This window comes from Bacillus sp. FSL M7-0791 (assembly GCF_038627085.1).
Classification (GTDB): Bacteria; Bacillota; Bacilli; order Bacillales; family Bacillaceae; genus Bacillus; species Bacillus safensis.
Map to the genome: position 1 here is coordinate 2,518,877 of NZ_CP152022.1, position 15,626 is coordinate 2,534,502.

General features: G+C 42.3%; 17 protein-coding genes, 1 pseudogene and 2 other annotated features. Of the genes and pseudogenes, 1 reads left to right on the forward strand and 17 read right to left on the reverse strand.

The window, feature by feature from the left end; genetic code table 11:
* Positions 1–15: 15 nt before the first annotated feature.
* From MHI08_RS12945 to MHI08_RS12980, 8 genes are all read right to left on the reverse strand, one after another.
* Complete coding sequence (locus tag MHI08_RS12945; protein ID WP_075611749.1) at positions 16–282, reverse strand: DUF1294 domain-containing protein; 267 nt, start codon at positions 280–282, stop codon at positions 16–18.
* Positions 283–345: 63 nt separating this feature from the next.
* Positions 346–705: a 50S ribosomal protein L20 gene (gene rplT / locus MHI08_RS12950; RefSeq protein ID WP_007501659.1), complete on the reverse strand. Its 360-nt coding sequence runs from the start codon at positions 703–705 to the stop codon at positions 346–348.
* A gap of 31 nt (positions 706–736) precedes the next feature.
* Complete coding sequence (gene rpmI / locus MHI08_RS12955; RefSeq protein ID WP_003216324.1) at positions 737–937, reverse strand: 50S ribosomal protein L35; 201 nt, start codon at positions 935–937, stop codon at positions 737–739.
* A 24-nt stretch (positions 938–961) separates the two neighbouring features.
* Positions 962–1,477: a translation initiation factor IF-3 gene (gene infC / locus MHI08_RS12960; protein ID WP_024425720.1), complete on the reverse strand. Its 516-nt coding sequence runs from the start codon at positions 1,475–1,477 to the stop codon at positions 962–964.
* Positions 1,478–1,549: 72 nt separating this feature from the next.
* Positions 1,550–1,681: a sequence feature (ribosomal protein L20 leader region), on the reverse strand.
* A 127-nt stretch (positions 1,682–1,808) separates the two neighbouring features.
* A complete protein-coding gene (lrgB, locus tag MHI08_RS12965) occupies positions 1,809–2,504 on the reverse strand; it encodes an antiholin-like protein LrgB (RefSeq protein ID WP_024425719.1) in 696 nt (231 codons plus the stop codon).
* A gap of 14 nt (positions 2,505–2,518) precedes the next feature.
* A complete protein-coding gene (gene lrgA / locus MHI08_RS12970; RefSeq protein WP_024425718.1) occupies positions 2,519–2,962 on the reverse strand; it encodes an antiholin-like murein hydrolase modulator LrgA in 444 nt (147 codons plus the stop codon).
* 137 nt (positions 2,963–3,099) lie between these two features.
* Positions 3,100–3,837 carry a LytTR family transcriptional regulator DNA-binding domain-containing protein gene (locus MHI08_RS12975; RefSeq protein ID WP_163114889.1) on the reverse strand — a complete coding sequence of 246 codons (738 nt, stop codon included), beginning with the start codon at positions 3,835–3,837 and terminating at the stop codon, positions 3,100–3,102.
* Positions 3,834–5,591 (reverse strand): sensor histidine kinase, encoded by a 1,758-nt coding sequence (locus MHI08_RS12980; protein ID WP_163114890.1) that lies wholly within the window; start codon positions 5,589–5,591, stop codon positions 3,834–3,836. Before MHI08_RS12980 ends, MHI08_RS12975 begins: the two co-directional genes overlap by 4 nt.
* A 176-nt stretch (positions 5,592–5,767) precedes the next feature.
* On the opposite strand from MHI08_RS12980, the gene MHI08_RS12985 reads away from it, so the two are divergent.
* Entirely contained in the window at positions 5,768–6,547 is a 780-nt protein-coding gene (locus tag MHI08_RS12985) for an HAD family hydrolase (protein ID WP_163114891.1), read from the forward strand.
* A 52-nt stretch (positions 6,548–6,599) separates the two neighbouring features.
* On the opposite strand, the pseudogene MHI08_RS12990 reads toward MHI08_RS12985, so the two are convergent.
* The 9 genes and pseudogenes from MHI08_RS12990 to speD all read right to left on the reverse strand — a co-directional run bounded on the left by MHI08_RS12990 (position 6,600) and on the right by speD (position 15,442).
* Positions 6,600–7,520, reverse strand: a pseudogene (locus MHI08_RS12990) (methyl-accepting chemotaxis protein).
* Positions 7,521–7,676: 156 nt separating this feature from the next.
* Complete coding sequence (thrS, locus tag MHI08_RS12995) at positions 7,677–9,617, reverse strand: threonine--tRNA ligase (protein WP_248351553.1); 1,941 nt, start codon at positions 9,615–9,617, stop codon at positions 7,677–7,679.
* A 45-nt stretch (positions 9,618–9,662) separates the two neighbouring features.
* Positions 9,663–9,909: a binding site (T-box leader), on the reverse strand.
* Between the two features lie 43 nt (positions 9,910–9,952).
* Positions 9,953–10,822 (reverse strand): putative sporulation protein YtxC, encoded by an 870-nt coding sequence (gene ytxC, locus MHI08_RS13000; RefSeq protein WP_024425712.1) that lies wholly within the window; start codon positions 10,820–10,822, stop codon positions 9,953–9,955.
* Positions 10,823–10,882: 60 nt separating this feature from the next.
* A complete protein-coding gene (locus MHI08_RS13005) occupies positions 10,883–11,521 on the reverse strand; it encodes a TVP38/TMEM64 family protein (protein ID WP_025092250.1) in 639 nt (212 codons plus the stop codon).
* Between the two features lie 33 nt (positions 11,522–11,554).
* Positions 11,555–12,484 (reverse strand): primosomal protein DnaI, encoded by a 930-nt coding sequence (dnaI, locus tag MHI08_RS13010; RefSeq protein ID WP_024425710.1) that lies wholly within the window; start codon positions 12,482–12,484, stop codon positions 11,555–11,557.
* A gap of 16 nt (positions 12,485–12,500) precedes the next feature.
* Positions 12,501–13,925, reverse strand: a complete 1,425-nt coding sequence (locus MHI08_RS13015) for a replication initiation and membrane attachment family protein (protein ID WP_056768328.1) — start codon at positions 13,923–13,925, stop codon at positions 12,501–12,503.
* A 101-nt stretch (positions 13,926–14,026) separates the two neighbouring features.
* Positions 14,027–14,485 (reverse strand): transcriptional regulator NrdR, encoded by a 459-nt coding sequence (gene nrdR / locus MHI08_RS13020; RefSeq protein WP_003216720.1) that lies wholly within the window; start codon positions 14,483–14,485, stop codon positions 14,027–14,029.
* A gap of 4 nt (positions 14,486–14,489) precedes the next feature.
* Entirely contained in the window at positions 14,490–14,876 is a 387-nt protein-coding gene (locus MHI08_RS13025) for a hypothetical protein (protein WP_024425708.1), read from the reverse strand.
* Between the two features lie 185 nt (positions 14,877–15,061).
* On the reverse strand, positions 15,062–15,442 hold the full coding sequence (gene speD, locus MHI08_RS13030; protein ID WP_003216492.1) for an adenosylmethionine decarboxylase: 381 nt from the start codon (positions 15,440–15,442) through the stop codon (positions 15,062–15,064).
* Positions 15,443–15,626: the final 184 nt, after the last annotated feature.

The window sequence follows — 15,626 nt, forward strand, 5'->3', positions numbered from 1 at the left end:
GCGTCTGCTCCTTTTTCAAATAACTTGGATATATCCCAATAGAATCAACTGCAAAATCATTAATACAGGCATGCCAATTTGAAAGGCAGGATGCTTTGTTTTATGCCGGAAATACTGCATTCCTAGATACGATCCGGCAGCGCCAAAAAGAACCGCAGCACTCCATAAATGCGCCTCTGAAATTCTCCATTTATGTGCTTTGGCCCGGCGTTTGTCCTCACCCATGAGAAAAAAGCCGTAGCCATTCACTAAAATAAGCAGCAGGATCAAAGCCATATTCATTCATTTCACCTCACATGATGAGAAAAAAAGATCACCCCTCGAAGGAATGATCTTTTATAAAACTTACTTGTCTAGTTGTGCTTTTGCAGCATCAGCAAGCTGATTGAATGCATTTAGGTCATTCACAGCAAGGTCAGCAAGCATTTTGCGGTTTACTTCGATACCAGAAAGCTTTAAGCCATGCATTAAACGGCTGTAAGAAAGACCGTTCATACGAGCTGCAGCGTTGATACGAGTGATCCATAGTTTACGGAAGTCACGTTTTTTCTGACGACGGTCACGGAAAGCGTAGTTTCCAGATTTCATCACCTGTTGGTTTGCTACTTTGTATAATCTATGTTTTGAACCGAAATAACCTTTTGCTAATTTAAGAACCTTTTTACGACGCTGACGCGACACAGTTCCGCCTTTTACTCTTGGCATTGTAATTCCCTCCTATGATTCCTATTCCAAATTACTTGATGTTTGCAAGTTGTTGTTTGATACGTTTGAAATCTCCAGCACTTACGATTGCGCTCTTACGCAATTTACGTTTTTGCTTTGTAGATTTGTTAGCGAACAAATGACTTGTGTACGCATGAGAACGTTTAAGTTTACCAGAACCTGTTTTTTTGAAACGTTTAGCAGATCCGCGGTGAGTTTTCATTTTTGGCATTGGATGTTTCCTCCCTCTGTTACTTTACTTTTCGACTTTTGGTGCAAGCATGAGGAACATGCTGCGTCCGTCCATCTTAGGTTTTGTTTCTACTGTTGCTACTTCAGCGCAAGCTTCAGAGAAACGGTCTAACACGCGCTGTCCGATTTCTTTATGCGTAATCGCACGGCCTTTAAAGCGGATAGAAGCTTTCACTTTATCTCCCTTTTCAAGGAATTTGATTGCATTACGGAGCTTCGTGTTAAAATCATGTTCATCGATTGTCGGGCTCAACCGAACTTCTTTTAAGCTAATGATTTTTTGATTCTTACGTGCCTCTTTTTCCTTCTTCTGCTGTTCGAATCGGAACTTACCGTAGTCCATGATTCGGCAAACAGGTGGTTTTGCATTTGCAGCAACTAACACAAGGTCAAGATTAGCTTTAGCAGCAATTTCCAGAGCTTCCTGGCGGGTTTTAATCCCAAGCTGATCGCCATTTTGTCCGATCAAACGAACTTCACGCGCACGAATACCTTCATTAACTAATTGATCTTTGCTAATAGTGAGCCACCTCCATGAGATTTTGAATTGAGTTCACAATTCATTTTGACCATTTCGTTGTATGTTTTACAGGCAAACAAAAAAGTGTGGGCATATAAAACACCCACACTGCGAACATTTGCATGAAAAAATAAATGTACGGTCAACCTGTCAACTACAAACATGTGTCAATCAGGTGAGAAGCGGGTGCTTCTGCTTGTGATATCTATTCAATTCGTTAACTATTCTACACAATTTTCATTTGTCCGTCAAGTAACGGAACTCTTGAAACAACTTTTTCAGTGTAACATGATGAGACGAATTGGGCAAGCTTTTTCACACAATGACGCCATCAAAGAATCAATTGCATAAAGATTGGGATGACGATAACGGTCACAACTCCTACGACCACAACGGCGATACTTGCCATAGCTGCTTCTACTTCTCCCATCTCAATTCCAACAGAAACTCCAAGTGCATGTCCTGATGTACCAAGTGCAAGACCTTTTGCCACTGGGTTTTTAATGCGGAACAATTTTAAGAAGAAGGCACCTAGTGCATAGACAATGACGGCATTAAATATGACCGCAAAGGCTGTGATATCTGCAATTCCGCCAATATCTTTTGCAATCGGGAGAGCAATCGCTGTTGTCGCTGCTTGTGGAAGCATGCTTTTCATCACAGCCGCATCTAAATGAATTCCTTTTGCTACGAGATATACGATCGTAATGGAACAAAGTGAACCTACAAAAATAGCGGATAAAATTTGCCACCAATATTTTTTAAGCAAGGCTCTCTGCTTATAAAGCGGGATAGCGAAAGCAATCGTGGCAGGCTCTAAGAAAAATTTGATAATCTTGCCGCCCTCATTATAATCTGCGTAGGAAAAACCGCCAACTTTCAAAAATAAAATGCCCAGTACCATCGCCACAAACAGCGGGGTAAACAAGAAGAAACCTTTTGATTTTTTAAATAAGAATGTCCCTATTCCAAAAGCGACTAATGAGACGACAATGCCAAAATAAGGACTCATTGTACTTGTACCCATTTTGCATCTCTCCTTTAATGCGTACTTGAAGCTGGTTTATTTGAATGAGAAGGAGCAGATTTACTCTCCTTTGTCTCTTTACGTTTCTGTGGTCTTTCTGATAATTGCATGAGAAGCTGCGAAAACAGCCCTGTCGCTGCAAGTAGCATAATGGTTGCAATGATAATGACGCCGACTACTTGCACACCTACTTCTTGCATGACACCTAGTGATTGAATAACTGATATCCCAGAGGGAACAAATAGAAAGCTAATGAGTCCTGTCAATGATGTACCTAATTGCTCCACCTGCTCCAGTTTGACGATTTTCGTTGTTAACAAAACAAATAATAGAACCAAACCAATCACGGATGCGGGCATCGGAATCGGTAAATACATTGAAATGAGATTAGAAACGAACATTACGGTTGCAAAAATAAATGCTTGAGATAAAAATCCATATACTTTCGTGGCACTCATGCCCCTTCACCTCTTTCTTCGACTGCCCTCAGTATAAGACATGAAATAAATGAATGAAGCGTTTACAATAAAACTCGCTGAATTCAATGACTGAAATGCAAAAAACGAGTATTGAAATACAAACAAAAAAAGCCCTCCTACTCTAGCAGGAGTGACTTCTTTAATTCTTTGGCATATGTGCGGCTGACAGGAATGATGGACCCGTCTGTCATATGCAGATTGTACGTCGAATTAAACCACGGCTGTACTTCTTTCATATGAGAGGTATTCACGATATAGCTGCGATGGACCCTCATAAAGTAAGCCTCAGGAAGTTTCTTTTCAATGACCACCAGCGGTTCTGTGACCTCATACATGTGATCCTTTGTTTTCACAACCTTTTTCCCCTCGCTGAGTCCTACATACATGATCTCTTCCACTTGCAGGATCACAATTGAGTCATCGACTAAGATCGCTAATTTTTGCTGGTGGGGTATTTTCTCATCTGGCAGCTGATGCTCTTGCGTTTCAACGGATTTCCATTTTTTAAACTTTTGGATGGTCTGGAGCAGCCGCTCTTCGTCAAATGGTTTTGTTAAGTAATCAAGCGCACTTACCTCAAACGCCTTTAGCGCATATTGATCAAAGGCTGTCGCAAATACAATCGCTGGCGGATTAGACATCCGGTTGAGCCTTTTGGCAATATCAAATCCGTTTTCACCAGATAAATCAATGTCTAAAAAGAGCAGGTCCGGCTTATGATCGACCATCCGGTCAAAAGCCGATTCTATATTTTCTGCTTCCTCTATTTGAACATCCTCTTTCGTTCTTCGTAATAAGTATTTTAATTCATCTCTTGCTAACACTTCATCATCTACGATTAATACCTTCATCAACGAGAATCATCCTTTTTTACATAATCCATTGGAATGCGAAATGAGATGTCAGTGCCTTGGTCACTATGAATGGATAAAGCGGCTTGCCTGCCAAAAATCCCTCTTAACCGCTGATCCAAATTATAAAGGGCCGTACCCGTTCCTTCTAGAGATTCAACAGGCGCTTTTAATAGCTGCCCCTTCTTGTCCTCTTCGATCCCCTGTCCATTATCTGCCACTTTCATATAGACATGTCCATCGTTCATCAAAGCGGATACGATGACTTCACAATTCGTTTGATGTTTAGGGAAAGCATGTCTCACTGCGTTTTCAACAAGCACCTGAAGCACAAAGGGCGGAATCATCACCTGCTCCAGCTCCTTTTCAATTTGAAAGGTCACATGGTATTTATTTGGAAACCTCGCTTGTTCAAGTGACAAATATGCCTCTACATGCTGAATCTCTTTATGCATTGGAATCAGGAGCTGACGGGCACCTTGCATATTTGAGCGAAAATAAATACTCAGCTGCAGCAGCAGCTTCCTTGCCATCTCCACATTGGTTCTGCATAAAACAGAGATGGTATTAATGGCGTTAAATAAAAAGTGCGGGTTCACTTGTGCTTGAAGAGCTTTGATCTCTGCATCTTTTAGCAGGCGGCTTTGAGTTTCCGCCTCTCCAAGCTCAAGCTGTGTGGAAAACAGCATCGCCAAACCTTCTGCAAGCTCCTCTTCCACCCTGCTTAATCCGACCGGAGAATTGAAATACATTTTTAACGTCCCGATCGTTTGACCGTTAGAAGTGAGCGGCAGCACGATTGCGGCTTCAAGAGGGCAATGAGCGACGGAACAATTGATTTCGCCCTTCGAATGTGCCTTCATAATCTTGCCGCTCATCAAGACTTGTTTCGACAGCCCCGTAATCAGGCTTTTAGATGGAATATGATGATCTGTTCCATCTCCGACATGCGCTAAAATCTTTTCTGTATCTGTTAAAGAGACCGCATCTGTTTCAGTCAACCGATGAATGATCTCCGCCACACTTTTACAAGACTGTTCATTTAACCCTTGGCGGAAAAAAGGCAGTGTTTGATCGGCGATCAAAAATACACGATGCGTCTGCATCGCCTTTGCCTGCTCTTCTTGCCGAATGACTGACTGTAAAATAGATAAAAAGATAAAGCTACCGATTCCATTCACAAAAATCATCGGCAGGGCAATGATACTGACTAGCCCCCATGCATCGGCGAATGGCCTTGCAAACAGAAGGATAATGATCATCTGTAATGATTCCATCGCCACACCAAAAAAAGCTGCTTGGCGAGGTGTCACCATTCGATTCCTCCGCTTAAACCTGCTGCCGACATAACCTGCAATGACACCGGCTAAAATGGAAGAAATCGCACAGCTGAGCGCGGTGCTTCCTCCAAGGGAATAGCGATGAATTCCAGCTAAAAGCCCTGCACCAATCCCTACAAACGGCCCCCCGATCAAACCGCCCATTTCGATCCCCATAATTCTCGTATTGGCGATAGAGCTTGACGAGCCGAGATGATAAGAAAACTCATGATTCATGACAATTTGCTGCTGGATTTCAATTCCTGTGTAATTGCTGATAATGCTAAAAGAAGCAAAAATGAAGACAAGGATTGCCTTTTTCCGAAATCCTTGATTATGTAGCAATAGATTGCGAAAGCCCTTCACATGAGCAAGCACAAATCCTAGAATAACGATGATCCCTACACGCTCGATCATCATGATAATTAAATGAAGCAAACCGGCCACCTCAATTGATGTATGTCTTCTCTACTGTCTTTCTATTCTATCATGTGCGGTCAATGATCAAAGATCTCTCAAATCTTTTCTTTATTGGCCTCTTCTTCTATTGTAAAATGAACATGAGCCTGTCACTTGCAATTGAAGGTAACACATACATAACAAGGGAGAAGATCATGAAAGCCGTATTTTTCGATTTAGATGATACTTTGCTTTGGGACGAAAAAAGCATTCACACAACTTTTCAGGAAACTTGCCGGGAAGCGGAAAAGAAATATGGACTCGATCCAGAATCGTTTGAACAGATTGTACGTGAAGAAGCAAGAAAGCTGTACTCTTCCTATGAAACATATGATTATACTGTCATGATCGGCATTAATCCTTTCGAAGGACTGTGGTCCAATTTTAGTGAACCGATTAGCGAAGGCTTTCAGAAGCTGAACGCCATTGCACCAGAGTATCGTAAAAACGCTTGGACCAACGGCTTAAAGACAGCGGGAATTGACGATGAGGCATTTGGACAATATTTGGCTGATTTCTTTGCAGCAGAACGCAGAAAACGCCCATATGTCTATGAAGAAACATACCCTGTTTTAAACCGCCTGAAAGGCAGCTACGAATTGCTCCTTTTAACAAACGGAGATCCTAGCCTTCAAAAGGAAAAACTGGCAGGTGTTCCTGAGCTTGCCCCTTATTTTAACGAAATTGTGATTTCAGGAGATTACGGAAAAGGCAAACCCGATCCTGGTATCTTTGAGCATTGCCTTCAGCTGTTAAATTTAACAAAAGACGAAGTGATCATGGTTGGAGATAATCCAAAAACAGATATTCTCGGCGCATCTCGCGTTGGTATCCAAACGGTTTGGATCAATCGCCATGACAAGAAAAATGAAACAGATGTGACGCCTGATTACGAAATCAAAGACTTACATGAATTGTTTGATATATTAAAATAGAACAAAAAACACCCTTCTCCTGACGAGATTGGGTGTTTTTGTATTCTTAGAGCTAAATGATTGCCGCTAGACTTTGCGCTTGCCGGTCTAAGTCGCGTGCTGCTTCTCCTACAATAATGAATTCCTCACTTGCCTGCTTTACAAGATCCCGGTTAGTAAACACGGTTGTCTTTGCCCGGCTTGTTCCGCTGCTGACTTTCTCTACTTCTGCATGGATCGCCTTCACTTATTGATCTACCTTAACGATCGCTTCTTTTGAATTTGTCGCTAGCTTTCGAATTTCTGCTGCCACTACACTAAAGCCATTTCCATAGGAACCCGCATGTGCCGCTTCTATTGCCGCATTTAAGGCGAGCAGCTGGGTTTGTGAAGAAATGCTGTTAATGCTTGCAGCAATGGAGCTGATGGACTCTACCTGCTCGGTTAATCCTTTTAGCAAGCTCATATTTTGATCGGTTTCGTTTGCTATATGATCAAAGGAGGCATTGACACTTTGACTATGCTGAATGCCAACTTCTGCTCGTTCCATTAATTTTGCAGACATCTCCTTTAAGTCTTCTACGACTTGCTTCATTGTATGTTCTCTCTCCGTAATATCTGTTGCCACTTTCACAACACCCACTACAGTTCCTTCTTCATCTTGAACAGGTGAATATGTCGCTTCAAGCCATAAGGTGCTGCCGTTTTTTGTGATCCGCTGCACTTTTTCCTGAAAGACTTGACCTTCTCTCAAACGCTTCCAAAACATATGATAGCTCGTGTGTTCTGTAATATGCGGAGGACAGAACTGTCTATGTTTAAGACCGATCATCTCTTCTTTAGAATATCCCATGGCTTTTGCAAAAATATCGTTCACCCATAGAACTTCACCTGTCACATTAAATTCAATCATTGCCAGCGAGTGCTCTAATGCACGAAGAACAGCTGATTGCTCCAATACATGTGACGATAAATTGTTTGTTGTTTGCATCATCGCTTTCATTCCCCCAATTTGTCTCGAACCAATAGTACATACTTACCCTTACTTTTGTACTATCTAAACGTCTCTTTTTAGGAATTGGATCACTAGTGGAGGTGTTCTCCAAAAAGAAAAAGCCAGTGACCTAAAGAGAATCACTGGCTGTGCTTATTATTTCTTTGCTTCTGCTACTGCATGTTTCACAAAGGCTTCAAGATCCATTGTTTCTGAATCTTGTTCCCCGTATTTTCTTACATTGACAGCGCCATTTTCTGCTTCTTGATCTCCGACGACAAGCATGTACGGAATCTTTTGCATTTGCGCTTCTCTAATTTTGTACCCAATTTTTTCATCGCGGCTGTCAAGCTCTACACGAAGACCTTCAAGCTGCAAACGTTCTTGTACTTTTTTCGCATAGTCTAAATGAACAGACGGTGAAACTGGGATGACTTGGAATTGTACAGGTGCCAGCCATGTTGGAAGGGCTCCTTTGTACTCTTCAATTAAGAAGGCAACGAAACGTTCCATTGTAGAAACAACGCCTCTATGAATGACGACTGGACGATGGTGCTTTCCATCTTCTCCGATATATGTGAGATCAAAGCGTTCTGGTAGTAAGAAATCAAGCTGTACAGTGGATAATGTCTCTTCTTTTCCAAGAGCTGTCTTCACTTGTACATCAAGCTTCGGCCCATAAAATGCCGCTTCGCCTTCTGCTTCATAGTAGTCGTGACCAAGCTCGTCCATTGCATCCTTCAGCATCGATTGTGCTTTATTCCACATCGCATCGTCATCGAAATACTTCTCAGTATCTTCCGGATCACGATAAGATAAGCGGAATGTGTAGTCATTCAAGCCAAAGTCTTGATACACCTCTTCAATTAAGCGAACTGTACGGATGAACTCGTCTTTGATTTGATCTGGACGAACAAAGATGTGTGCATCGTTTAATGTCATACCGCGAACACGCTGAAGGCCGGATAAAGCACCTGACATTTCATAGCGGTGCATTGTACCAAGCTCTGCAATACGAATTGGCAATTCGCGATAGCTGTGCGGCTCGTTTTTGTAAATCATCATATGATGCGGACAGTTCATCGGACGAAGAACAAGATCTTCGTTGTCCATTTCCATTACTGGGAACATGTCTTCTTGATAATGCGCCCAGTGTCCTGATGTTTTATACAATTCAACACTCGCAAGAACTGGTGTGTACACATGTTCATAGCCAAGACGCACTTCTTTATCGACAATGTAACGCTCAATGACGCGGCGGATTGTAGCGCCTTTTGGCAGCCAAAGCGGAAGACCTTGACCAACCTTTTGGGAATTCGCAAACAGTTTCAGCTCTTTTCCAAGCTTACGGTGATCGCGTTCTTTCGCTTCTTCCAGCAGACGTAAGTGCTCATTTAAATCTTCTTTGCTGAAGAAAGCTGTTCCGTAAATACGCTGAAGCATTTGGTTGTTACTGTCACCTCTCCAGTATGCACCGGCAAGGCTTAACAGTTTAAATTCTTTGATTTTCCCTGTAGACGGCAAGTGAATCCCGCGGCAGAGGTCAAAGAATTCACCCTGCTCATAAATCGTCACAGCTTCACCTTCTGGAATCGCCTCTAACAGCTCAAGCTTCAATTCATCACCAATCGCTTCAAAGCGCTTTTTCGCTTCTTCTCTTGATACTTCAATTCGCTCAATTGACAAATTGCTGTTAATGATTTTCTTCATTTCTTTTTCAATCTTTGGTAAGTCTTCAGGTGTGATGGCAACATCGATGTCTACATCGTAGTAGAAGCCATTTTCGATGACAGGACCTACGCCAAACTGAACGTGATGCTCTTTTCCATACAGACGTTTGATCGCCTGCGCTAGCAAATGAGCTGTGCTGTGGCGCATAATGTCGAGTGCTTCTTCACTTTTATCTGTGATGATCTCGATTGTTCCACTTTCTAATAGCGGCGTACGCAGATCTATTTCTTTACCGTTCAATTTACCGGCAAGTGCTTTTTTCTTTAGGCCCGGGCTAATTGATGCCGCGATGTCTTCTGTTGTAGCTGTTTTGTCAAACTCCTTGACTGCTCCATCTGGAAATGTAAGTTGAATTTGTTCTGACATCTCTGGTCACTCCTTTTTTTGGCAATATAAAAACCCCGCCCCCTGGAAAGGGACGAGGTTGAATAAACGGAATCGTGGTTCCACCCTTTTTCCCGTATTTGCAGCTTGCTTTTTCATAAGCAAATACGGCTTGCGGTTCGATAACGGGAATTCCCGTCAGCCATTACTAAAATTTCACAGCTGATGTTCAAAGGTGGTAAAGCAAATGGTCCTCTGCTAGGAAGCTTTCAGCCGCGGCTTCCCTCTCTTTAAGCGGGTGTTCATTTGTTCATGTCCTTATCAATACGGTCTCTGTATGAAGTTACACCGTATTATAAAACGTTTTTTCGTGAAAATCAAGAAAGCTTTTCACTTTTCTTGTTGAAATGAGCATGTACAAATTGAACATTCTGCTCTTGGAATGAATGAGACGGGAACACCTCGACCCTTTCTTGAAAAATATTTTGAATGGTTTGCACCATCGAGTGACCTGTATCATTTGTAAATAGGTCAATTTTTTGCGGTGCAATGGAGACAAGCGGTGCAATCAGCTGCGAATCAATATACATTGGATGCTCTCTTACAAATTGTCTGTCTATGTATTGTTTTTGATCACGCTCAGAAGCGTAGCGAAATTCCCAAATCACCAGGCGGTCCTGATGCACAACATGTACTTTTTCGAGCCTAGGCTCTCTTGCCATCACATAGTCTCGAAGCGATTGAATGAAATTTTGATACTCCTGCTCCATTTTGTATTCTTCAATGGACACTTCAACATAGTTCTTCAGCCTTCGGTCATACTCTGACAGCCTAAATGTCATAAATGAACCAATTGAAAAAACGCCTTGCTGTAAAGAAATCGCTTCAAGCTCCTTTTTTAAAAGGGCTTCTCTTGACGGGTCTTGCTGAATGCCGGGAATATCATCTAAATCCCCGTTCATGATACTGTGTGCGATGGAAAGAATTTGGTGCTGCTCTTCAGGATCTTTAAACAAATAGGTGTTTTCAAGGATGCTGCGCATGCGCTCATTTTCTTTGCATTCCAAAAAAAAGTGAACCAATAATGGCCGCACAATGTGCTCAAGTGCTTCTTCGGATTCCTTCGCCTCTATGAGAAGCCGGTCTTTCCCTTGTTGAATTGACATGTGATGCCGACTGTCTAAGTGTTCAGCAAGATGTAAAAAAGCGGCGGTATCATATTCATCTTCAAAGATTATTTCAAGCATGTTTGTCCCCCCTAACGACATCTGTTACATATATATGGGGGGAACATAAAAAATAGACGCCTAAAATAAATCAGGCATCTTTCTTTTTAAAATGAGTGGAACAGAGATAAAGATCAAATAAATCAAACAAACAACCACTAAGGCGGCATAATTGCCGCTGACAAAGCTTGAGCCGAGAACATTTAACGCAATTGTACCCGGTATTAAGCCTAAAAAGGTGGCTGTCACAAATGCACGATAATTTGCACGTGAAGCAGCTGCCGCATAGCTGACAAAATCAAAGTGAATAGGTGCAATACGCAATAACAAAATATAAAGAAATCCATGCTCCTGAATGCGGGACGTCACCGCTTTCAGCTTTCGGCTGTTTGATTCCGTTTCCTTCTTTTTCGCACGAAAGGTTGAAGCAATCATGAAAGAGCCTGTTGCCCCGGCTGTCGCTCCAATGAGGGCATAAATCGTCCCAAGGACACTGCCGAATGCCAAACCTGCCGCCAAAGAAAAGACCGTAATTGGGACGAGAACAAACGGGCGGAAAAGAGATAAGAAAAGAAAAACAAAGGGAGCCAGCATCCCAAATTGAAGCACCCAATTCTTCACATCTTTCGGCGCCAGCTGAAGATGCTGTTTATTCAGCCACCACAGCGCAGCAGCAAGAATGCCAATCCCAAGAAAAAGCAGCCATTTTCTTTTGTTCATTTCATTTGCTCCTCCTTCAGGTGACATACGCTTTTATAAATGACGGCGGTTTTCTCCTTCGAGCAACACTGGCTCTGCTAAATAGAGAATCCGTTCCATTAAACGAGCGGCTTTGACCTCTTCTTTTTCTCCCCGCTGTGAGTACGTAAAGTGATGCTTCAGCTCGTTTGGTGAGAAATTAGAAGAGAAAAATGTCGGCAGCTGCTCTGCCATACGGTATTGTAAGATCGTACCGAGCAGTTCATCCCGCACCCAGCTTGTCATCGATTCTGCCCCAATATCATCAAGCATTAAAATAGGAGTGGACTTGACCATATTCAGCTTTTCTTCTAGCGTATGATCGGCTAATGAATTTTTTAACTCTCTTACAAATTCAGGCACGTAAACAAGGAGAGATGGGTATTCTTTCTCCGCTAGCTGCTGCGCAATAGCTGCCAGTATATACGTTTTTCCTACTCCAAACTTTCCGTGTAAATACAAGCCTTTTCCTTTTCCAGTCTCATCATAGCTTTGGAGGAATTGACCTACTTTTTGAATGACCTCTTGTCTCCCCACAACGTTCAGATCAGCGAACGTCGCTTGAAGGACATTTTGCGGAATATACATGCTTTTCATCAGCTCTTGCTGTTTCTTCTGTCTATCGAGCCGCAGCTTGACTGGGCAAGGAGAATATTCAATATCAATACTCTGACCTTTGATCACAAGCTTCGGGTGATACCCATCTAAAATCGCATTAACGTTTTCGTCATCTAAGCAGTAAGAGCAGCCCTTCGACTGCTGCACATATTCAAAGAGCCGGTTCAAGCTGCGATTGATCATGTCTTCATGTATCTCTTCTTGATGCTTCTGTAAAAAAGCCTTCACATCTTCATCAGATAACACACTTTCTTTAATCTGATTGTATCTCACGCGAAAATCTACTCGTCCTTTTAGCTGTTCAAATGAACGACCGATCGGTTTCATCCCATCTCACCTCACCTTAATGTGCATTGTACTTTTTCATATTTTTAAACTGATCTAACAGTTTTTCTTTTTCTCGTTCGAGGTCTTCTGTAGACAGATTGTCCGTTTGCTCTTTTGCCGGCTGTTCTTTTGTTTCAGTTTCTTTCATCCAGTCAGGCAGTTTCTCTTCCCGGACAACTTTTCCTGTACCATATGGGCTGCGCTGCTTTTTCTGCTGCGCCCACTCTGTCATTTGTCTGTTTTCTTCTTTGGCAATTTTCATGGCCGCTGCTACGGTTTTGATTTTCTTCCTCACCCAATGAGCGGCGATTTTTTGCATATATGTTTTTGACAGCTTCATATCTGTTTTAAGTAATGTATAGTAGATGAGAACATTCATGACACCTGGCTCTAGCTGCTGCTCGAGCATGATATCTTCGACAATTCTTAAGTCGGCATACGTTGGCTCAATGCCATCTGCCATGTCTTTTAGCAGCTCTCTAGGCGAAATATGATCCAGTTTTTCAATCAATTTTGCATCTGGAGTATCCGCTGCCGGCGTCTTTGAAGCATCTTGTCGCAAGTGTCTTGGCTGTTTTTGATCAATCAGCTTTGGCTGTTCGCCTCTGTATTCAATTTGGTACCAGTCTCTTGCCGCTTTTCTCAGCTCTTCTGTTGAGATCATTTGATCCGAACCGCATGCACCTGCTACAATATTTTGCATTTGAAGCGGGGTGATGCCGTATACAACAGCTAACTTCTTAATTGTTTCTTTTACCTGCTTTGTCAAAGCCTTCCTCGGAATCATCATATCAGACATACCGGCTAATAATAGATCGAAATCAAAGGATTCGTCTGAGAGCGGTGCCGGCTGACTCGATCCAACGGTCACATATTCATAGCCTTGCTCAAGCGATGACGCCTGATGAATTTCTTCTGTCATCTTGCGTTCGCCTGGCTGCAATACGTGAAAGACTTCTTCAAACGACCGTGAAATGTTCTTTGCTTCTGCAGGAACACCTGGATAAGAGAAATAATCACGCAGCTGCATATATTTTGCTTTTTCTACACGATGGTACAGCAGGACATTCAGCATACCATCTTGGAAAAATTCATCTGGTCTTAGCGGCGGTACAAGCTCATATGTAAACAGTCTGCCTTCTTCCGTTTCCTGTTCATATGTGCGGAGTAAGCCGATCGCTTCAAGCTTTAAACGTTCCTCAAAAATATCATTTAAATTCGTCTGCAGCATGACCATGAGCTGCCGATGAGGTGCAGGTTTCCCCCACATACGATTTTGTTCCAGCTCACCCCACAGCGTCATGTATAAGCTGAAAGCGGACATGCCAATAAGCGGCTGATATAAAAGAGTGATGAGCTGTCTATCGATGTCACCGAGCAATGAAGCGCTTTTGACGACATACGGATCGACGGCTAGCACTTCCTTCCAATGCTCTGTCATATGCTGATCCTCCCCATGAATTGCGATTGTTTCCATTGTACACTCTTTTTACGTTTTACGCTTTACGCAGGAAAAAGAGCATGAAGAATCTCCAGCTCTTTTTAGCGTTCTTTCTTTAATAGATCTTTTAATTCATCAATAAAGACATTGATGTCTTTAAACTGCCGGTAAACCGAGGCAAACCTGACGTAAGACACTTCATCAATTTTCGCCAGCTCGTCCATGACCATTTCACCTACAAGCTCGCTTTTCACCTCTGACATGCCTTGATTGCGTAATTCTTTTTCGATATTAAAGCAGACATCCTCCAGCTGCTTTAAAGCGACAGGACGCTTTTCACACGCTTTGATGAGTCCTCTCAGCATTTTTTCCCGGCTGAATTCTTCTCGAATCCCTTCTTTTTTCACCACAATCAGCGGTAATTCTTCTAATTTTTCAAACGTCGTAAAGCGATATTGGCAGCTTTCGCACTCTCTTCTACGACGGATGGATTTCCCTTCATCTACTGGTCTTGAATCAAGCACCCTTGTGCCAAGGTGCTGACATGTGGGACATTTCATTTCATCAGCTCCGATCTATTCTTGGAAGTTGTTTGTCTAGTTCATCATAAAGGGACAGAACGGTCTTTTGACTATAGCCGAAATCTGTTGGCAGGGCCGTTTCTGTTGTCACATTAAAATCGACAGCTGTTTCAAAAGGACGAATTGAAATGACAGTCGCCACGAGAAAGGCTTTTTTCGGCAATCGTATGTTTGCGCTGATTTCACCTCGTTCTGCTGAAACAGATGTCACTTGATAAGAATCGCTTCGGGAAAGAATGGTTTCCACCGCTTGAAAAACTTGTGCATTCGTCGATTTGTAGTAATGGCTTTTCAGTTCTGACACTGGATGCTCGTCAGATGTTTCTGTATGGTTTGACATGAATCGCTTAAACTTTTGTCTTAAAGTCATACACGTATCCCCTTTGCCATAATGCCTCTTTCTTTATTTTATAAAAAAAACCTTTGTTTTCCTAGAACAAAAGTATAGACAAGCTGGGGAATGTTGGATTTTTTATCAAAAAAAAATATAAAAAGGAGCATAACACAAAGGCATTCAATGCTTTTGGCCAGCTCCCATTGCAATCTTTTTTATGTTTACAGTGCTTTGGCTTGTGCCTGTTTTACTTGTACAGGTCCCATGCCTCGAGGAATTTCGATGTTTTCTCTTGTTTCAGCACCTAATTCATCTCCGATATGATCTGCTGCAATATTCGGATCTAGGTCACCGCAAGTATAAACATCTATGCTCGCATAACCATGTTCAGGAAAGCTGTGAATTGTCAGATGAGATTCAGAAATAATGACAACTCCACTTACTCCTTGAGGTGCAAATTTGTGAAAAGCAACCTCTCTTACCTCAGCTCCTGATTTCAAAGCTGCATTTACAAACGTTTTTTCAATAAAATCCATGTCGTTCAGTTTATCACAGTCGCATCCCCATAGCTCGGAGATAACGTGACGTCCGATTGTTTCCATCATGGACCCCCCTTTAAACAAGAATGAAAGAGTGAAGTTCTAAGCAGCCGGACCGGACATATACCACGGGGGAAAGTTAGTCCTAAGAGGTCCTAACCCTTTAAGTATACCCGAATGAGTCTGCGAACAAGAAGTTCACGAAAAATAGTATACTTTGTTTAGACCCATTTTGCAAGCTGTGTTT